At 57.0% G+C, this 19,172-nt stretch carries 19 protein-coding genes and 2 tRNA genes; 8 read left to right on the top strand and 13 right to left on the bottom strand.

The genetic code is table 11. From position 1 onward, the window contains the following. Nucleotides 1-28: 28 nt before the first annotated feature. Nucleotides 29-670, bottom strand: coding sequence for a hypothetical protein (locus tag CC94_RS0117320; RefSeq protein WP_005371938.1), 642 nt, complete (start codon nucleotides 668-670; stop codon nucleotides 29-31). Nucleotides 671-1,031: 361 nt separating this feature from the next. Here CC94_RS0117320 and pgsA point away from each other — a divergent pair, with 361 nt between their 5' ends. Further along, the gene (pgsA, locus tag CC94_RS0117305) at nucleotides 1,032-1,607 is read left to right on the top strand and encodes a CDP-diacylglycerol--glycerol-3-phosphate 3-phosphatidyltransferase (protein ID WP_005371937.1); all 576 of its coding nucleotides are present in this window, start codon (nucleotides 1,032-1,034) and stop codon (nucleotides 1,605-1,607) included. A 67-nt stretch (nucleotides 1,608-1,674) separates the two neighbouring features. Here the strand turns inward: pgsA and CC94_RS0117300 are convergent, their stop codons facing one another. Next, nucleotides 1,675-2,361 (bottom strand): OmpA family protein, encoded by a 687-nt coding sequence (locus CC94_RS0117300; protein WP_245619778.1) that lies wholly within the window; start codon nucleotides 2,359-2,361, stop codon nucleotides 1,675-1,677. Nucleotides 2,362-2,479: 118 nt separating this feature from the next. Then, the gene (locus CC94_RS0117295) at nucleotides 2,480-2,866 is read right to left on the bottom strand and encodes a DUF4398 domain-containing protein (RefSeq protein ID WP_245549334.1); all 387 of its coding nucleotides are present in this window, start codon (nucleotides 2,864-2,866) and stop codon (nucleotides 2,480-2,482) included. Nucleotides 2,867-3,048: 182 nt separating this feature from the next. Between CC94_RS0117295 and CC94_RS0117290 the strand changes: the two genes are divergently transcribed. Then, a complete protein-coding gene (locus CC94_RS0117290) occupies nucleotides 3,049-3,855 on the top strand; it encodes a cyclase family protein (protein WP_005371933.1) in 807 nt (268 codons plus the stop codon). Between the two features lie 398 nt (nucleotides 3,856-4,253). Here the strand turns inward: CC94_RS0117290 and CC94_RS0117280 are convergent, their stop codons facing one another. The 8 genes from CC94_RS0117280 to CC94_RS0117245 all read right to left on the bottom strand — a co-directional run bounded on the left by CC94_RS0117280 (nucleotide 4,254) and on the right by CC94_RS0117245 (nucleotide 8,477). Beyond that, entirely contained in the window at nucleotides 4,254-4,499 is a 246-nt protein-coding gene (locus CC94_RS0117280) for an FAD assembly factor SdhE (RefSeq protein ID WP_005371931.1), read from the bottom strand. Then, on the bottom strand, nucleotides 4,499-5,284 hold the full coding sequence (locus tag CC94_RS0117275) for a succinate dehydrogenase iron-sulfur subunit (protein ID WP_005371929.1): 786 nt from the start codon (nucleotides 5,282-5,284) through the stop codon (nucleotides 4,499-4,501). Before CC94_RS0117275 ends, CC94_RS0117280 begins: the two co-directional genes overlap by 1 nt. Further along, on the bottom strand, nucleotides 5,284-7,068 hold the full coding sequence (sdhA, locus tag CC94_RS0117270) for a succinate dehydrogenase flavoprotein subunit (protein ID WP_005371927.1): 1,785 nt from the start codon (nucleotides 7,066-7,068) through the stop codon (nucleotides 5,284-5,286). The genes CC94_RS0117275 and sdhA overlap by 1 nt, the downstream gene beginning before the upstream one ends. A 3-nt stretch (nucleotides 7,069-7,071) precedes the next feature. After that, complete coding sequence (gene sdhD / locus CC94_RS0117265) at nucleotides 7,072-7,452, bottom strand: succinate dehydrogenase, hydrophobic membrane anchor protein (RefSeq protein WP_031431636.1); 381 nt, start codon at nucleotides 7,450-7,452, stop codon at nucleotides 7,072-7,074. Beyond that, entirely contained in the window at nucleotides 7,449-7,841 is a 393-nt protein-coding gene (gene sdhC / locus CC94_RS0117260) for a succinate dehydrogenase, cytochrome b556 subunit (protein WP_005371917.1), read from the bottom strand. The genes sdhD and sdhC overlap by 4 nt, the downstream gene beginning before the upstream one ends. 26 nt (nucleotides 7,842-7,867) lie before the next feature. Further along, a complete protein-coding gene (locus CC94_RS23240) occupies nucleotides 7,868-8,080 on the bottom strand; it encodes a DUF1674 domain-containing protein (protein ID WP_245549333.1) in 213 nt (70 codons plus the stop codon). A 196-nt stretch (nucleotides 8,081-8,276) separates the two neighbouring features. After that, nucleotides 8,277-8,352: transfer RNA gene (locus CC94_RS0117250), tRNA-Phe, on the bottom strand. Between the two features lie 49 nt (nucleotides 8,353-8,401). Next, nucleotides 8,402-8,477, bottom strand: a tRNA-Phe gene (locus CC94_RS0117245). A 382-nt stretch (nucleotides 8,478-8,859) separates the two neighbouring features. On the opposite strand from CC94_RS0117245, the gene CC94_RS0117240 reads away from it, so the two are divergent. The 4 genes from CC94_RS0117240 (at nucleotide 8,860) to CC94_RS0117225 (ending at nucleotide 14,883) form a co-directional block, all read left to right on the top strand. After that, a complete protein-coding gene (locus CC94_RS0117240; RefSeq protein ID WP_005371915.1) occupies nucleotides 8,860-11,616 on the top strand; it encodes an Hsp70 family protein in 2,757 nt (918 codons plus the stop codon). A 15-nt stretch (nucleotides 11,617-11,631) separates the two neighbouring features. Continuing rightward, the gene (locus tag CC94_RS0117235; RefSeq protein ID WP_005371914.1) at nucleotides 11,632-11,985 is read left to right on the top strand and encodes a hypothetical protein; all 354 of its coding nucleotides are present in this window, start codon (nucleotides 11,632-11,634) and stop codon (nucleotides 11,983-11,985) included. 64 nt (nucleotides 11,986-12,049) lie between these two features. After that, nucleotides 12,050-13,603 carry an MBOAT family O-acyltransferase gene (locus tag CC94_RS0117230; RefSeq protein WP_005371913.1) on the top strand — a complete coding sequence of 518 codons (1,554 nt, stop codon included), beginning with the start codon at nucleotides 12,050-12,052 and terminating at the stop codon, nucleotides 13,601-13,603. Nucleotides 13,604-13,608: 5 nt separating this feature from the next. Continuing rightward, on the top strand, nucleotides 13,609-14,883 hold the full coding sequence (locus tag CC94_RS0117225; protein WP_005371912.1) for a hypothetical protein: 1,275 nt from the start codon (nucleotides 13,609-13,611) through the stop codon (nucleotides 14,881-14,883). A gap of 7 nt (nucleotides 14,884-14,890) precedes the next feature. Here CC94_RS0117225 and serS read toward each other — a convergent pair whose 3' ends face one another. Next, nucleotides 14,891-16,165 carry a serine--tRNA ligase gene (gene serS / locus CC94_RS0117220; RefSeq protein ID WP_005371911.1) on the bottom strand — a complete coding sequence of 425 codons (1,275 nt, stop codon included), beginning with the start codon at nucleotides 16,163-16,165 and terminating at the stop codon, nucleotides 14,891-14,893. A 193-nt stretch (nucleotides 16,166-16,358) separates the two neighbouring features. Continuing rightward, a complete protein-coding gene (gene orn, locus CC94_RS0117215; protein ID WP_005371910.1) occupies nucleotides 16,359-16,925 on the bottom strand; it encodes an oligoribonuclease in 567 nt (188 codons plus the stop codon). 100 nt (nucleotides 16,926-17,025) lie between these two features. Here orn and CC94_RS0117210 point away from each other — a divergent pair, with 100 nt between their 5' ends. Continuing rightward, entirely contained in the window at nucleotides 17,026-18,276 is a 1,251-nt protein-coding gene (locus tag CC94_RS0117210) for a M48 family metallopeptidase (protein WP_031431634.1), read from the top strand. Beyond that, a complete protein-coding gene (rsgA, locus tag CC94_RS0117205; protein WP_005371906.1) occupies nucleotides 18,276-19,163 on the top strand; it encodes a ribosome small subunit-dependent GTPase A in 888 nt (295 codons plus the stop codon). The genes CC94_RS0117210 and rsgA overlap by 1 nt, the downstream gene beginning before the upstream one ends. The last annotated feature ends 9 nt before the right edge of the window (nucleotides 19,164-19,172 follow it).

The raw sequence follows: 19,172 nt of genomic DNA, 5'->3' as shown, positions 1-19,172 counted from the left end.
CTTTTTCAAAGGTCAGGAATTCGCCGTTTCAAGCCGAGTTAGGCTGGCCGCTTTTTCCGCTCCGCGCATACCTGAAGCACAGATAGCCGATCACGATGCAGACCGCAACCGTAAACAGGAACTTTTTGACCTTGACGAACGATTCGTCGCCCTCGATGCCGACCGAGAACGGAATATGCGTATCGACTTTTTCGTTATCGTTGTCGATGGTCACGTGAACCAGATAATTGCCGGCGCCGAACTGGTTGAAATCGACCGCACCTTCCACCGTACCGGTTTTGCTGGCGCTTGGCGGCCGATAGAAAATCCGCGTGCCTTCCGGCTCCTTGGTGACTTCGAATTCGATGCTGACATGGCGCAACTGCTTGCCTTCGTAATCGAAAACCAGATTGGTCATGCCGACCTTCGGTATCGATCTGCAGTAGCTCTTGTTTTCGCTGAAAGTCGGCGTATAGGCCGCGAAATGAATCCACTCGTTGCTGACTTTGATTCTGCACGGATCCGCATCGTTTGCATCGCCCCGATGGGCATAAACGGGCTGCTGCAAGATTAAGGCAAACATCAGCAGATGCGCCAGCCGCACCACCCGCTTTGCCGAGCGCAACACTAAACTTTGTCCTCTACTCCAGGAACTTCCTGTTTTTTGTCCGTGCCGTTTTGTTATTTTCATTATTAACCTCCACACATAAGAACAATTCGGCTATGGCTAGCCGATACCTTCGACTCTCGCGTTGAAATGCCGCCTGCGCTGCATCATTTAAAATAAACAAGCCTTTATCCCTACTGAATCGGTCGGGAAACGCGGGCAACGGCCTGATAATATACCCTTTCTTCCGCCATTCCAAAGATGGCCGCTTAAAAAATTCTTCCTCCGCATCAACGGCAGCCCGCTCCGCTTCGAAAATACCATTGTTTGCTCGGGCCGGCGCAATGATGGTAATTTATGGATTCTTTCGGATCGGCAACTTCGCCCTGCGATTTGCGGGATGCATCCAGACCGCGATCGTCAACGCTTCTTTGGAGATTGACTCATGACTTGGCTTCCCAATCTACTGACGCTTTCGCGCATTGTTATGCTGCTGCCCGTGATGGGACTCCTTGCAGAGACGGATTCGGCCGACTACCGATGGGCTTTTGCCCTGTTTCTGGCGGCCGGTCTGACCGATCTGGTAGATGGCTGGGCGGCAAGGCGCCTCAATTGCGTCAGCAACGTCGGTGCGTTTCTCGATCCCTTGGCGGACAAGATTATGTCCAACGTGCTGCTGGTATTCCTGGCCTGCCGCTATCCGGCCTGGATTCCGCTGTGGATGGTGTTGCTGCTGCTCGCGCGCGAATTTGCGGTGCAGGGATTCCGCAGCATGGCGCCCTGTCTGGGCGTAATGATCCGGACCGAACGCCTGAGCAAACTGAAGACTTTGTTTCAACTGATCGCCGCCGGCGCGGTGATCGCGGGATTGGGATGGGAGAGTCTATCGACCATTGCGGCTCCGGTCGCATTGACCAGCCTGATCCTGGCTTTGGCATCGGGCTACATCTCGATGACGACAATATTCATCAGGAATGCCGATCTCTGGTCCCGGCGGCCGCTGGACATGGAATCCCGCTGAAGCGGGTTCGTTTCGCGCCCCCGTCGGCCGCCCCTGGCACATCGCGGAACAAATGCGCCTTCTCGGCCTACTGCATCGACGCGCCCGCTTTCGAGGCATCGGTGATGGTGACGTCAACGCGGCGGTTTTGCTGCCTTCCTGCCGAAGTCGAGTTCGAAGCGATCGGAAAGTTCTCCCCCATGCCTTGCACCGTCATGCGTTGCGCCGAGATCCCGTTACCTGCCAGAAAGTCCCTGACCGCTTCCGCTCGTCTAGAGGAAAGCTCTTCGTTGTAAGCCTCCGAACCTCGGCTGTCGGTATAGCCTTCGATCTTTACCATGGTATCGGCATGCTGCCTTAAATAGTCGACGAGCGGATATAGTTTCTGCAGACTGCCGGGTTTGAGATCGGCGCGGGCCGTATCGAACAAAACGTCCCCCAGCGTCACCAGAATGCCTTCCGGCACCTTTCTGGCTTTCAGTTTCTGAATTTCGGCATCGCGGGCTTCCAGGCGTATCTGGTCTTTCTGGGCGCTGAAGTTTTTGAAGTCTCTGTCCGAGGCACTTCGCTCGGCATTTGCCCGCGCCAGCGCCAGCTTGAGAGTCGTCAGATAGGAAAGGTGCGACGTCTCATCAAAATCTTCGTCCTCTTCCCAGGTATTTTCCGCCTGCTGCAACAGATTTTGCGCCGCGAACAAGTCGGCGGAAGCATAGGACCGAACGGCAGGGTCGTGCATCGTTTGCTGATAGTCCGCTCGCGCTCTTTCCAGAGCCATAGGAGGATTCGACGCACAAGCCGTAATCAATCCGCTGGATAAGACAAGCCCCATACTCAACCATTTACCCGGTTGAAACAAAATTTGTGCTGCCACGGTACACCTCCGAATGGTTCGTTTACTGTCCTTGGATTTGTCGGGAAGATTCCTCTTTCAGTGCCTCGATCGCCTTCTTCATGTCATCCACCTCTTTGGCCTGTTTCGCCGCGGCGGCTTTGGCGTTGGCTAATGTCGCTTCGGCAACGGCTTCCTGAGCCAACCTGCGCGCGTCGTCGTTTTCATCGTCGTCGACGGCCTTGTTGGCCCGATTGAGTTTTGCGCGAGCACTGGTCAAAAGTTCGGGCTCGAATTGTTCGGCGCCGCTTCGGCCGGCGTCCTGTATCGCGAACTCGGCCTTCGCCAGCGTATCCCGAGGCGGCGCCGAACTGCAGCCGGTCAGCGCCATCGTCAAACTTGCCGGCGCGGCTAGAACTCCCAATCTCAAAAACATATTCACTTTAAACATATTGCGCACCTTAAATTCGAACAGCATTGTTTTAACGAAACGGTTAGGAATGAGTCAGATACACAACCCCGCTGACTTATTAATACGATTCCGTCAATAATTTCCAGTTCAGAGTTCGGCCCGCTTTTTATATGGTATAAAGGTATAGAATTTAAAATATATACACTACTCATTCTTCGTCCATGAAAAAACTGATCTTTTTATTTCTGGCAGGCCTTACCGCCTGCGCACGGCATCATGACCCGGCCATATTGTCCGGCTCGCTCGAATGGATCGATTTGAGCCATAGCTACGATAAAAACACTTTGTACTGGCCGAATAATGCCAAAGGATTCGAGCACGTGACCGATGCGGACGGCAAAACACCGCTCGGCTATTACTACTCTTCCTACAGCCTCTGTACGCCGGAACATGGCGGCACGCATCTGGATGCGCCGGTCCATTTCGCGGAAAACGGGCAGGCAGTGGACGGGATTCCGCTGAAAAGCCTGATTGGCGACGCGGTGATGATCGATGTTTCAGCTAAGGCGCTGGCGGACCGGGATTATCAGATCCGAATCGAGGACATCCAGAACTGGGAAAAGGAGCATGGCGCGATTCCGGACAATACGATTGTCCTGTTCAGGACCGGCTACGGAGCGTTTTACCCGGACCGGGCCGGCTATTTCGGCACCCCGAAAACCGGTCCCGAAGCGATACCCGAACTGCATTTTCCCGGCATCGGCCCGGCGGCGGCTGCGTGGCTGGTCGAGAACAGAAATATCAAGGCGGCGGGACTGGACACGCCGAGCCTCGATTACGGCCAGTCGAAAGACTTCAAGACGCATCGGATTTTGTTGGGCCATAGCAAACCCGGCTTCGAAAACCTGGCCAATCTGGAGAAACTCCCGGCCGAAGGCATTTATGTGGTGGCCCTGCCGATGAAAATAGCCAAAGGCAGCGGCGCGCCGCTGCGGATTGTCGCCGGACTGGCATCCCGATCCCGATAAGGCATACTGGAGCGCCGCCCACTCGCGACTTGAAGCAGGCGGCGCTTCATAGCTGATCCGGGCTACGGCTCTGCAACAAGACGAGCATTCTGCATATCGATTAGCTAGAGCATTTTCATCTCGCGTGTAGGGGCACAATACCGTTAAGTCAAGCCGTCATCTCGGCAGGGATTGCCGAGATCCAGATGACAGGGATGTATGAGAACCCGCCATCCTTGGCTTCTGGATTCGGCAACCGTTCCATGCGTTGCTCTAACGCCTGCATCTTTACAAGTCGTCCGGCAATCCTTGCCGGAATGACGAGTTTCCCTTAACTTAGCGGCATGGCTTATGAACGTAAACCCGAAACGAAAATGCTCTAGACAGGTTCCGGACTCACCGGCGCAGAGCCCTGGGGACTATGAGAGAGCCGTGACGTTCCGAATCTTGCCGATCAATGCGGCGAAACCCGAAACCACGGGCTTTTTCCCGCCGACCAGCACCGCCAGCAACTCGTCGTCTTCCCACTCCAACAAGCCGGCGAACCGGTTTCGTTCATCCTGATCCGCCGGAAGATAATGCGTTTCCAGATAGTGCAGCAGCAAAATATCCAGCTCCACGACGCCTCGGCGGCATCGCCATTTCAGCTTTTCGAACGAACGCATCAACCTTCCTGCCGTTGCAGCAGGAGCTTCTTGATTTCCGCGATGGCTTTGGCCGGATTCAGACTTTTCGGGCAGGTATCGGTGCAGTTCATGATCGTATGGCAGCGGTACAGCTTGAACGGATCCTCAAGTTCGTCGAGACGTTCGCCGGTATTTTCGTCGCGGCTGTCATTAAGCCAGCGATAGGCCTGCAGGAGCACCGCCGGCCCCAGGTAACGCTCGCTGTTCCACCAATAGCTCGGGCAGCTCGCCGAGCAACAGAAGCACAGAATGCAATCGTACAACCCGTCCAGTTTGGCGCGGTCATCGCGGCTTTGCAGGCGTTCTCTGTCGGCGGGCGGCGGCGTCTGGGTTTCGATCCAGGGTTTGATCGAGGCGTATTGGGCGAATAAATGGTTCAGGTCGGGCACCAGGTCTTTCACCACCTGGGCATGCGGCAACGGAAATATCCTTACCGTGTCGGGCAGCGAATCGAGCGATTTGGTGCAGGCCAGGGTATTTTTGCCGTCGATGTTCATCGCGCAGGAACCGCAAACCCCTTCCCGGCAGGAGCGGCGGAACGTCAGGGTGCTGTCGATTTCGTTCTTGATCTTGATGATCGCATCGAGCACCATCGCACCGCAGTGTTCCGCGTCCAGTTCATAAACGTCGATGCGCGGATTCTCGCCGGTTTCCGGGTCCCACCGGTAGATCTCGAAGCGGCGGATGTTTTTGACGCCAGCGGGCGCATGATGCGTTTTTCCCTTCAGCACGCGCGAGTTTTTCGGCAGAGTAAATTCGGCCATCAATAGATCCTCTCTTTCGGTGGGAAAGCATCGACTTCGTCGGTCAGGGTATAGAGATGCACCGGCCGGTAGTCGATTTTGACCTGATTGTCCGGCAGCCAGGTCAGCGTATGTTTGAGCCAATTCGCATCGTCGCGGTTCGGATAATCTTCGCGCGCATGCCCTCCCCGGCTTTCCTTCCGGTTGCCGGCCGCGCTAATCGTGACCAGCGCCTGGCTCAGCAGGTTATCGAGCTCCAGCGTTTCGACCAAGTCGGTGTTCCAGATCAGCGAACGGTCGTTCAGGGAAACATCCGCAAACGAGGCGCGAATCTCGGCCATCGCCTTGATTCCTTCGTCAAGGGTCGATTGGGTCCGGAACACGGCCGCCTTCGCCTGCATCGTTGTCTGCATGTCCAGCCGAATCTCGGCGGTCGGCCGACCGCCCTGCGCATGGCGAATTTTGTCGAAACGGGCAATCGCCTGGTCGGCCGCCTCCTTGCGCAGCGGCTTATGCGCATCGCCCGGTTTGATCAACTGGGCGCAGCGGATTGCGGCGGCGCGCCCGAACACGATGATGTCGAGCAGCGAGTTCGAACCGAGCCGGTTTGCGCCGTGCACCGAGACGCAGGCCGCCTCGCCGATCGCCATCAGGCCCGGCACCACATGATCGGGATTGCCGTCCTTCAGCGTCACGACTTCGGTATTGTAGTTGGTCGGAATGCCGCCCATGTTGTAGTGCACGGTCGGCAGGACCGGAATCGGTTCCTTGGTCACGTCGACGCCGGCGAAAATGCGCGAGGTTTCGGCGATGCCGGGCAGACGTTCGTGAATGATCGCCGGATCCAGATGTTCGATGTGCAGATAGATGTGATCTTTCAGCCTGCCGATGCCGCGGCCCTCGTTGATCTCGATCGTCATCGCCCGGCTGACGATGTCGCGAGAAGCCAGGTCGCGCGCGGACGGTGCATAGCGCTCCATGAAGCGCTCGCCCTCGGAATTGGTCAGATAGCCGCCCTCCCCGCGCACGCCTTCGGTGATCAGGCAGCCCGAGCCGTAGATGCCGGTCGGATGAAACTGCACGAATTCCATGTCCTGCAGCGGCAGGCCCGCGCGCAGCACCATCGCGTTGCCGTCGCCGGTCACCGTATGCGCCGAAGTACAGGAGAAATAGCTGCGCCCGTAGCCGCCGGTCGCGAGTACGGTCATATGCGCCTTGAACAGATGCAGCGAGCCGTCATCCAGAGACCAGGCCAGCACCCCGCGACAGGCGCCGTCTTCCATGATCAGGTCGAGCACGATAAATTCGACGAAGAATTCGGCGTTGTGCTTCAGCGACTGCTGGTACAAGGTGTGCAGGATCGCATGGCCGGTCTTGTCCGCCGCCGCGCAGGTGCGTTGGGCGCGTCCCTTGCCGTAACCGGTGGTCATACCGCCGAACGCGCGCTGGTAGATCTTGCCTTCCGGCGTCCTGGAAAACGGCACCCCGTAATGTTCCAGTTCGATCACCGCGGGAATCGCTTCCCGGCACATGTATTCGATCGCATCCTGGTCGCCGAGCCAGTCGGAACCTTTGATCGTATCGTACATGTGGAAGCGCCAGTCGTCTTCCCCCATGTTGCCGAGCGCCGCGCTGATGCCGCCTTGCGCCGCGACGGTATGGCTGCGAGTGGGAAAAACCTTGGTAATGCAGGCCGTTTTCAGGTTTCTTTCGGCCATCCCGAGCGTAGCCCGAAGGCCCGCACCGCCCGCGCCGACGACCAGTATGTCATAGGCATGTTCGATAATCTTGTATGAAACCGTCATGGATCATCCTGTCTGTAGCGTGCGAAATACGGCCAGCAAAGCAATCAACGAAAGCAGGGCGGCCCCCAGATTGACCAGCCAGATCAACACGATCTTGGAACCTTCGCGGTCGACGTAGTCTTCGATCACGACACGCAAGCCAAGCGCCGCATGGTAAAACGCCGCCGCCACGAAGGCGATCACGCCAACCGTATTTACCGGCACGGCGAGCCAGTACCGGGTTTCCGCATAGGGAGCAGTCGCACTCAAGTCGATCAATTTGACCAGCCAATAAGACAACGGAATCAGCGCCGCGGCAGTGACCCGCTCCATCCACCAGCGCGTGGTCCCGGATTTAGCCGCTCCCAATCCCCGCGCTTTCGCTAAAGGCGTTCGGTAATTCATAAGCCATCCCTATTCGAAAGGACAAAAACCGCCAGCGTCAACAGCACCGAAGCCGCCAGTTCGATCCAGGCGTAGCGGTTCAAAGTGCCGGCCTCGAAACCCTGGCCCGCATCCCAAATCAAATGTCTGACGCCATGGCACAAATGGAAAAACAGGGCATAGATAAATGCCCAGCCCAGAAAACGCATCCACCCCGAACCGGCGACTGCCTGCACCGAAGCGTAAGCTTCGGGCCCAGCGGCCAGCGCCGACAACAGGCAGACGACAAACAAGAGGCCGGCCGACAGCAAGACACCGGTAATCCGGTGAGTAATTGAAAGCACAGCGGTCAACGGCAGCCTGTAGACTTGCAGATGGGGCGAAAGAGGTCTTGGATGTGGCGCGTTCATGGCTTCGATCCCGGAGTGAAGAAAGATTAAAAATCGATGCAGCGCCCGTTTTTTTCCCAGTCGCCATAGCGGGTCGGCTCGGGCCCTTTAAAGCCGCCGATTTCTTGATCGGGGGATAACGGTGTGGAAGGAATGGACTGCGGGGAGCCGTCCCGTTCCGGTTGCTCAGCTTGAGCCGGGCTGGATGTTGATTGTTCCGTCATCATCGCTGGAGAGCTATCTGAGTGAAAGGAATTCATGCGCGAAGGCACAAAAGGCGAAGGCTGATGGCGTGACCGCAAATTTCCGCTGCAGCCAAGTAGAAAGCGAATACCAAAAACCCACGAAAATGGAAAATCAGAAATTCGACTTGCCAACCTATCGCAAAGTCTGGCTTCATTATATAAAGTAAAAGGCCCTGGCAACAAGGCCCAAAAGCACATTGGCAGGAAAAAATGGTGCCCAGGGACAGAATCGAACTGTCGACACAAGGATTTTCAGTCCTTTGCTCTACCGACTGAGCTACCTGGGCAATGGCTGATGTCCAGCCTGTGGGGATAAATCGATCTGAATTGCTGCAATGGTGCCCAGGGACAGAATCGAACTGTCGACACAAGGATTTTCAGTCCTTTGCTCTACCGACTGAGCTACCTGGGCTTGCCTGCAAAAAGACGCATATTTAAACTGATAATCGGCAGTACGTCAACAAAAAAAGTTTTTGAAGTTTTGGCAAAAGAACAACCTCCCAGGCGATTCAAACCGTTGCCGAAACCCCGATGGTCGCGCTCGTTCCGTCTCGGCCAGACTTTTTGCCGGAGCGATTTCCAGACCCAATGGCCTATCGCGGATAAGGCCTGATCAGCGCGGAAATAATCGGTTAGATCGGTTAGAATAGATGGTTTTATGCGGGAACCACCGTATGAACGTCTTTTCGTTTATTGCAGTTCCCGCCCTGTTTGGATAAGGCGGGAACAAGTCGGGCAATGACGCGCGATGGGCGGCCCCGCTCCACTCTGGCATTACAAATAACAAAATCAACGTGCAAAAGTCTTCTCCCCAGTACCTCGTCGGCATCGATCTCGGCACCACTCATACGGTGGTCGCCTATGCGAAAATCGGCGAAGCTTCCGCCAACCTTCGGATCTTCGAGATCGAACAGTTGACCGCACCGGGCCAGGTCGCGGCCAGGACCCTGCTGCCGTCGGTCCGTTATCATCCCGCCGAAGGCGAACTGTCGCCAACGGATATCGTGTTTGCCGCCGAGGCGGACAACGCGGTAATCGGTGAAGCCGCGCGCGTACTCGGCGCAAAAACCAAAGGACGCCTGGTCGCCAGCGCGAAAAGCTGGCTGTCGCATCCTTCGGTCGATCACGGCGCCGGGATTCTGCCCTGGGGCGGCAGCGATGACGTCGGCAAAGTCTCTCCGATCGACGCGAGCGCGAGCTATCTCGCGCATGTCCGCAAAGTTTGGGGCCACCATTTCAAGGAGGCGCCGCTTGCGGATCAGGACATCGTAATCACGGTGCCCGCCTCGTTCGACGAAGCGGCGCGCTCGCTCACGCTCGAAGCCGCGCGGCGGGCCGGTTTGCCCAAGGTCCGGCTGCTCGAAGAACCGCAGGCGGTCTGCTACGACTGGCTCCGGCGGAATGCCGGAAACATCGGCGAACGACTCGCCGATGTGCATTTGCTGCTGATTTGCGATGTGGGCGGCGGCACCACCGATCTGACTCTGATCAAGGTCGAGCACGAGTGCCCGGAGCCGAAACTGACCCGGATCGGGGTCGGCGACCACCTGATGCTCGGCGGCGACAACATCGATCTGGCGCTCGCGCATCTGGCCGAAAGCCGGCTGCTCGGCGGCGAACAGCGCCTGTCCGCGGCCGAATTGTCGCAATTACTCGAACAATGCCGGATTGCGAAGGAACGCCTGTTGGCCGACGATGCGCCCGAGCAGGTCAACGTTACGCTGCTCGGCGGCGGCTCGAAGCTGATCGGCGGCTCCCGGGTTGCCGCTTTGAGCCGCGAAGAAGTCCGCGCGATTGCACTGGACGGTTTTTTTCCATTATCGGGCTGCGACGATTTGCCGGACCGGAAACGTAGCGGCGTCGTCGAATTCGGTCTCCCCTATGCGGCGGAACCGGCGGTCAGCAAGCATATCGCGGCGTTTTTGAAACTACACGAGAGCGCCGCGCGCGAAGCCACACAAGGCCGAGGCCGCGCGCCGGATGGCTTGCTGGTCAACGGCGGCGTGTTCCGCAGCCGGGCCCTGAGCCGACGGATCGAGGCGCTCTGCCGGTCCTGGAACGACGGCAAATTGACCGTGCTCGAAAACCGCCACCCGGAACTCGCGGTCGCCTTCGGGGCGGTCAGTTACGCACTGGCCCGACGCGAGAAAAAACTTAAAATTGGCGGCGGCGCGGCGCGCAGCTATTTCCTACTGATCGATACCGACTCCGGTGCGCAGCAAGGCGTCTGCATCCTGCCGAAAGGCAGCGAGGAAGGCGAAGAGGTGATCCTGAAAGACCGCCGTTTCGCATTGCGTCTCGGCGTGCCGGTGCGCTTCCATCTATGCTCGATGTCCGGGGATACGCCTTATAAGCCGGGCGACATCGCCGACATCACCGAACAATTCCATTCGCTGCCGCCGCTGGCAGCCGCCTTCGAAAGCGAAGATAGCCAAACGGGCAGCGAGGAAATCGTTCAGTTATCGGTCACGCAGACCGAAATCGGCACCCTGAAAATCGAATGCGTATCCGTGGACGACAACAGCCGGCGCTGGAATGTCGAATTCCAGATTCGCTCCCGCGGCCAAACGGCACTGCCCGCCGATGCTTCATTGCCGCCGCAGTTCGACAAAGCGGCCGAACAAATCCGGGCCGTGTTCGGCTCGAAATCGAAAGCGGTCGATCCGAAAGCGGTCAAAAGCCTGCGCACCGACCTGGAAAAAACTCTCGGCGAAGCGCGCGACGCCTGGCGGACGCCGCTGCTCAGGGCCCTGTTCGCGGAACTGCTCGAAGGCGCCAAATACCGCAGACGCTCGGAACACCATGAGCGGGTCTGGTTCAGTCTGACCGGGTTCTGCCTGCGCCCCGGCTTCGGCTTCGCGCTGGACGACTGGCGCGTCGAGCAGCTCTGGAAGCTGTATCCGCATAACCTACAATTCGTCAACGAAATCCAGAACTGGGCCGAATGGTGGACACTGTGGCGGCGGATCGCCGGCGGTCTGACCGAATCCGCGCAGGAACAGCTTTTTGCCGACATCGCCAAATACATCAATCCGGCCTCCGCGCGCCAACCCGGCGTCGCCAAGCAGTTGAAGGTGCGCAGTTTCGACGACATGGTACGGCTCGCGGCCGTGCTCGAACGCCTTCCGGTCGAGAAAAAAATCCAGCTCGGCGAATGGCTGCTGAATCGCCTGCAAAAGCCCGGCGAATCGAACCAGACCTGGTGGGCGGTAGGCCGTATCGGTAGCCGGATGCCGTTTCACGGCAGCAGCCACAATGTCATCCCGCCCGAAACCGCGGCACTTTGGCTCCGGCAAATAGCCCAGGCCGACTGGAAAAAAATTCCGCAGGCCGGTTTCGCGGCGACGCTGATCGCCCGGATGAGTGGCGACCGCGCCCGCGATGTCGATGAAGAAACGCACCGCCAAGTCGTCGAGAAGCTCCGGCTCGCCAAGGCGCCATCTTCCTGGATCGAGTTAGTCGAAAGTTACAAAGAACTCGATGAAAAAGAAGAACAACAGATTTTCGGCGAAACATTGCCGCCGGGCTTAAAATTGATCAACAAAAATTAGAAAACACGCATCAAGATGAAACTGATCGGCCTTATTTTATCCCTGGGTCTCATTGCACTTTATTTTCTGGACGCCGCATTCCGGCTAGAGATGATGACACTCGAAATGCTGGGGCACATCGCGCTCCGTTTTTTTACCGGCTTCCTGATACTCGGCATCGGCGTGTTCTACGAGCATGTGATCCGTTTTAAAAGCTCTATTTTCATCATTCTGGCGCTGCTGCTCGGCGACGACATTTTCGACTACTATCGGAATGTGAATAGTTTCACGCCGGAGGTGATCTTGCTGAGCATTTATATGCTGCTGTGGGGGGCATTGACGGGGTATGTCACGATGCGGCACATCAAAAAATCGCTGGGGCGCCAATAATCACCGCGATTTTTCATTCCCGTACAAACAACCCCGAAAGGGCTGACCCGGCGCTTCCCCATACATGCTGTTTAATTCGTATAGTTTCATTTTCGCCTATCTTCCGATCGTATTTTTCGGCTATTTCGGCCTGGGGCGCCGCAGCCCCAGACTCGCTGCGGCCTGGCTCGCCCTGGCTTCCATTTTTTTCTACGGCTGGTGGGATTTCCGCTTTACCGGCCTGCTGCTGGGTTCGATCGCGGTCAACTACGGCGCCGGCTACGCGATGGCCAAGCAAACCGTTCTCCGCCCGAAATGCCTGTTGATTCTGGCGATTGCGTTCAATCTGTCACTGCTCGGTTATTTCAAGTATTTCAACTTCTTTATCGACAACCTGAACCGGCTGACCGGCGCCGGCCTGGAAAATGCGCCAATTCTGCTGCCGTTAGGGATCTCGTTTTTTACTTTTACCCAAATCGCTTTTCTGGTCGACAGCTACCAGGGCAAGGCCAGGGAATACGATTTCGTACATTACACGCTGTTCGTGACCTATTTTCCGCATTTGATCGCCGGCCCGGTCCTGCATCACAAGGAAATGATGCCGCAATTCGGCGAACGCGCCAGCTGCCGGATCAACGCGGATCATGTGGCAGTCGGGCTCAGCATCTTCATCCTGGGCCTGGCGAAGAAAATCCTGCTGGCCGACTCCCTGGCCGGATATGCGACGCCGATATTCGACGCGGTGCATCAGGGAGGCGAGCCGATGCTGGTCGAATCCTGGATTGCCGCGCTGTCGTACACATTCCAGCTTTACTTCGATTTTTCGGCCTATTCGGACATGGCGATCGGCCTGTCGATGATGTTCAATATCCGCCTGCCGGTCAATTTCGATTCGCCCTACAAGGCGAAAAGTATCATCGAGTTCTGGCGGCGCTGGCACATGACCTTGTCGCGCTTCCTGCGCGACTACCTGTACATTCCGCTGGGCGGCAACCGCAAGGGCAACCTGCGCCGGCATGCGAATCTGCTGGCTACGATGCTGCTCGGCGGGCTCTGGCACGGCGCCGGCTGGCCGTTCGTGATCTGGGGAGGGCTGCACGGCGGTTACCTGATCATCAACCACGCCTGGATCGGGCTCAAACAACGCATGGGCTGGGGAAACGGCGGCAGACTGGCGCAGTTTCTGGCCGGATTGCTGACTTTTTTCGCGGTAGTCGCAGGCTGGGTGTTTTTCCGGGCGGAAACTTTGAACGACGCGCTCGACATTCTGCGCGGCATGGCCGGAATGAACGGCTGCGCCTTTTCGAGGAAATTGGCCAACTCCGGGATCGCCGCATGGCTGAAACCGCTGGGCGTACGCTTCATCGGCACCCTGCCGATGACCGAATTGGACTCCGGAAAGGCCTTCAAGATTTTGCTCTCCTCGCTGCTAATCGCTTTCTATTTCCCAAATTTACAGCAAATTTTCGCCCGCTACCGGCCGGCCTTGACCGAAGTGTCCGCCAATGGGCAAGGATGGCTGCAGCGGCTCTGCCAGTGGAGCCCCGCAACACTTAAGGCCTGGCTATTGGGGCTGACATTCGCTTATACGCTGCTCAATTTTACCCAAATCAGCGAATTTCTTTACTTCCGGTTTTAACGTTCATGCACCGTTATTTGACTCATTTACTGGCTTCGACGGCCTTGGCGCTAATCTTGACGGCCGCTTTTAATGGGTTTGCCGATCCTTATGCGATTTTCGGAAGCCCTCGTTTTCCGAATATCAACGAAGCAAAACCTCTCGTCGCCGAAAATATCAGGATTTTCAAAATGGTGGGGTACCTGCATCATCCGATGGACGCCCTGATTCTCGGCACATCCCGTGCGCATGTCGGACTCGACCCGAAGCATCCGGCATTCGACGGCCTGAAAACCGTCAATCTCGCGATGCCCGCCCAGCCCAACGCAGAGACCGCTTCGCTCTTTAAATTCGTCGCCGAACACAATCCTTTGCGGATGGCCGTGATCGGCCTGGATTTTTTTGCTTCCAATGCTTACCTGACCTTTACTCCCGATTTCACCCCGGACAACTTTACCGAAGACAGAAAATGGAAATTACTGTTTTCCTTCGATACTTTGGCGGCAAGCCGAAAAACCCTGTTCCAACAAGGCCGTTTCCCGCCGGCACCCGATGAAGCGATTACCGAGGCCCGGCAAAAATATTCCAAACAGGCGCTGATCAATTCGGAAAAAGGCTATATGTGGGGCGGCGTCTATCTGCCGGGACCGAAGTGCCGATTCCGGTTCGAGGCGGAGCCTTCGGAAACCGGCAACGTCCAGCATACGCCTCCTCTTGAGGAGATACGCGCGCTGATCGCGTTGGCGCATCGACGTCATGTGAAACTGTATCTGTTCATCTCGCCTTCTCATGCCCGGCAGTGGGAAGTGCTGGCCGCGCTCGGGCTTTGGGACGCCTGGGAAGACTGGAAACGCCAACTCGTCCGGATCGACGAGGAAGAAGCCGTCCGTGCGCGTCAAAAGCCTTTTCCGTTATGGGATTTCAGCGGCTATCACAGTATCTCCACCGAAAACCTGCCCGATTCGGGTGGCACAGAAATGGCCGGCTATATCGAATCCTCCCATTACAAGCCGGCTATCGGCAATCTGGTGCTGGACCGGCTGTTCGATTTGGAGGTTCCGGACCGAACGCTACCCCGTGATTTAGGGGTCCTACTGACGCAGAATGGTATCGAACGGCACCTGGAAGCTATCCGCTCGGCCCGGATGCGTTACCGGCGGACGCATCCCCGTGACATCGCGGAAATCGCCAATTTCGAGAGTGAAGTAAAGCAGCAGAACCGCTGTATCGACTATGCCCATGCCGCCCCGGAGCCCGTCACGGCGGACGGTACGGGCACGGGTAAGGTCGCAGTACGATAAATTCAGGCTATTCGATGTATTCCAGGCCGCCCATGTAAGGCAGAAGGGCTTCCGGAATGCGGATCCGGCCTTCGGCATCCTGGTAGTTTTCGAGCACTGCGATCAGCGTTCTGCCGGCGGCCAGTCCCGATCCGTTCAGCGTATGCACGAGTTCCGGCTTCCCCGTTTCCGGATTGCGCCAGCGTGCCTGCAGCCGCCGCGCCTGAAAGTCTTTGAAATTGCTGCACGAGGAAATTTCGCGGTAAACGCCCTGTCCCGGCAGCCAGACTTCGAGGTCGTAAGTTTTGGCGGACGAGAAACCGGTATCGCCGGCGCACAGCAGCATCCGGCGGTAGGGCAGATTCAGTTTTTCCAGAATGACTTCCGCATGCCGGGTCAGTTCTTCGTGCGCCCTTGCGGAATCGTCCGGCCTGACGATCTGTACGATCTCGACTTTTTCGAACTGGTGCTGGCGGATCATCCCGCGCACGTCGCGGCCGTAGGCGCCGGCTTCGCTGCGGAAACACGGGCTGTGGCAGACCCGCTTCAGCGGCAGCTCTTTCGCGTCGAGAATCACGTCGCGGACGATATTGGTGACCGGCACTTCCGCGGTCGGAATCAGGTACAGCGGCGGATTGCCGTCCGCCTTGAACAAGTCCGTCTCGAACTTCGGCAGCTGGCCGGTGCCGCGCAGGCTGTCCGCATTGACCAGGTACGGCACATAGGTTTCGCAGTAGCCGTGTTCGCCGGCGTGCGTATCGAGCATCAGCTGAATGATCGCCCGCTGCAGCCGGGCCAGCGCGCCGTTCAGCACCACGAAGCGCGCGCCGCTCAGCTTGGCGCCGAGCTCGAAGTCCATCCGTTTGTTCCTTGCGCCGAGATCGACATGATCCTTCGGGGTAAAATCGAACTCAGGCAGTGTGCCCCAGCGGCTGATTTCGACATTGCTGTCCTCGTTCTTGCCGTCGGGCACCGAGACGTCGAGAATATTCGGGATATATTCCAGCATGGCGGTGATCGACGATTGGATTTCGGTAAGTTCACTCTCGGCCTGCCGCAATTGATCGCCGAGATGCTGAACCTGGTCCATTAACGGCTGAATATCCTCGCCTTTGGCTTTGGCCTGCCCTATCGTTTTCGAACGGCTGTTGCGTTCGTTTTGCAGGTCCTGGGTTCTGACCTGTACGTCCTTGCGGCGGCCTTCCAGTTCCGCATACGCTTCCGCATCGAAAGCGAAGCCGCGCCTGGCCAACTGCTCGGTCACGTAATCGAGTTCGGTTCTAAATAACTTTGGGTCCAACATGGTGAATGGTTATCAGTCTCTCAATAAAAAAATCTAGGTCAAATGTGCATGAGTCGGCCAGCCGACGATATGACCGAAATGCAGCCGGGATTGCAGGGTTTCGACCGCCTTGCCGATACGGGCGTCGCCTTCAAGCTACCGAACCAAACGCGCCGCCGAGCGCGATCACGATCGAATGATTCATCTCGCGTGGTTAACCGCGCTTGCCTGTGAAGCGGGAAGCGATGAAATGCTCCCGGTAGTATTGAAGTTCATCGATGGACTCCTTGACGTCGTCCAGAGCCCGATGGGCCGAAACTTTGGTGAAGCCGTCCTTGATCTCCGGTGCCCAGCGCGCCGCCAATTCTTTCAAAGTCGATACATCGATGCTGCGGTAATGAAAGAAGGCTTCCAACTGCGGCATGTAGCGGAACAGGAAGCGCCGGTCCTGCCCTATCGTGTTGCCGCACATCGGCGAGGTTCTGTCCGGAAGCCATTGCCTTAAAAACTCAAGCGTCTGCCGCTCGGCTTCGACGGTATCGATTTCGGAAGCCTTGACCCGGTCGATCAGGCCCGACTGGCTGTGGTGCTGCTGATTCCATTCGTCCATCTCGACCAGTATCGAGTCGGGCTGATGCACCGCGATCACAGGGCCGTGCGCCAAGATCGTCAAATCCTTGTCGGTCACGATCGTCGCAATCTCGATGATCACGTCCTGATCGGGATTTAATCCCGTCATCTCCAAGTCTATCCAGACAAGACGATCCGAGTCCAATGCCATTTAATACCTCTCCCATTATGTTCATAAAGTTCCGATTAGTGTAGCATTGGCGAATCTGTATGGCTATTTCTTAAAATAATCCGATTATAATCAGATGACCATGAATACCTTTACCGTTATTTTTATCGTCGCACTGGCGATTTCTTATTCCTTGCAATTTTGGCTGTCCCGGCGCCAGGCCGCGTATGTGATGGCCCATCGCGCCGAAGTCCCCCCTGCATTCGCCAAGTCGGTGCCCTTGGCTGCGCATCAAAAAGCGGCGGACTATACCCTTGCAAAAGGAAAACTCGGCGAGGTCGACAGCATTCTGGGACTGGTGGTGCTATTGCTGCTGACCCTGGGCGGCGGCATAAATCTCGCGTTTACGTTCTGGTCATCGGTTATCGAATCGCCGATCCTTGCCGGTGTCGTGGCCAGCGCAACGATTTTTCTGGCCATGTCATTGCTGGAATTGCCTACCAGCCTCTATCAGACGTTTGTGATCGAAGAACAATTCGGTTTCAACAAAAGCACGCTCAAACAGTTCTTAAAGGATCATGCGCTGCAACTGGTGCTGGGCGCCATCATCGGTCTGCCGTTGCTGGCGCTGATTTTGTGGGTGATGGAAAATGTCGGCGCTTATTGGTGGCTTCTGGCCTGGGCGATCATGATGGGCTTCTCCCTGCTGATGAGCTGGCTGTTCCCGACGGTAATCGCGCCGTTATTCAACAAATTCACGCCGATGGAAGAAGGCGCGCTGAAAGCCCGGATCCAGAAACTGCTGGACCGCTGCGGTTTCAGCAGTCAGGGCATTTTCGTGATGGACGGCTCCAAACGCTCCGGCCACGGCAACGCCTATTTCACCGGGCTGGGCAACAACAAACGGATCGTGTTTTTCGATACGCTGATCAAATCGCTGGACGACGAAGAGCTCGAGGCGGTGCTGGCCCATGAACTGGGGCACTTTAAATGCAAGCATGTGATCAAGATGCTGGCCGCGACTGCGCTAATGAGCCTGATCAGCCTCGGCATTCTCGGCTGGCTGATCGATCAGTCCTGGTTTTATACGGGTCTCGGCGTACAGCAGAAATCGAATGCGGCCGCACTGCTGCTGTTCATGCTGGTTTCACCTGTGTTCACGTTTTTCATGCAGCCGATCAGCGCGTTTTTCCAGCGCAAGTTCGAATTCGAAGCGGACAGCTTTGCCGCCGACCATGCCCAGGCCACTAAAATGATCAGCGGCCTGGTCAAACTCTATGAAGAAAACGCCAGTACGCTGACGCCCGACCCGCTCTATTCGGCCTTTCACTACAGCCATCCGCCGGCTGCAATCCGGATAGCGCATCTGGAGGCGAAAATGGCGGCTCGATAGTGGCTGAGGTGAAGGAAGGGCTGGCAATCGCGCATCTCGGCCAAGGTATCGCGGTTGAAAATAACGGCCGAATCATTCTCTGCCAGCCGCTCAGAAAACTGGATACCATCGCCGTGGGCGACAAGGTGTTATGGTCGGAAGCCGCCCCCGGCCAGGGCCGGATCGAGGAAATTCTGCCCCGGCATTCCCTGTTGATGCGCCCGGCCCGTAACGGTAAAACCCGGCCGGTGGCGGCCAACATCGATAGGGTCGTCGTGATTTTCGCGATGGAGCCGCGCTACGACTGCCTGCTGATCGATCAATACCTGGCAATCTGCGAAAACAGCAATTTCAAGGTAGCGCTGGTTCTGAACAAAGCCGATTTGCCGGGGACGGAGGAAGCGGATCGAGAGCTTGCGGTTTATGTCGGGCTCGGGTATCCCATCTACAAAGTCAGCGCGAAAACCGGCATGGGGCTGGAAGGACTGAAACAAGCGCTACAGGGGCAAGTCAGCATCTTTACCGGGCAGTCCGGGGTCGGCAAGTCTTCTCTGACCCGCGTATTCATTCCCGACAAGGAAATCAAGATCAATGCGATTTCCGCGTCGGCCAAACTCGGCCGGCATACGACTACCGCCGCTACCCTTTATCATCTCAAGGAAGGCGGCAATCTGATAGACAGTCCTGGTGTCGCGATCTTTGGATTGGCCGATTTGACGGCGGACGAACTGGCATACGGCTACAAGGAATTCCGCCCGTATATCGGCAATTGCCGCTTTAACGATTGTCGACACGAACAGGATAAAGGTTGCGCGATACGCACGGCGGTCGAAAAGGGTACAATATCCGAGTGCCGCTACCGGCGTTTTCTGAAGCTTAAAGATAAAATTCCTTTAAAGCCGCGTTAACTAATCTTT

The organism is Methylomicrobium agile, from assembly GCF_000733855.1.
Classification (GTDB): domain Bacteria; phylum Pseudomonadota; class Gammaproteobacteria; order Methylococcales; family Methylomonadaceae; genus Methylomicrobium; species Methylomicrobium agile.
The sequence above is the reverse complement of the archived record's forward strand: the minus strand, read 5'-3'. Positions and strand labels throughout refer to the sequence as shown.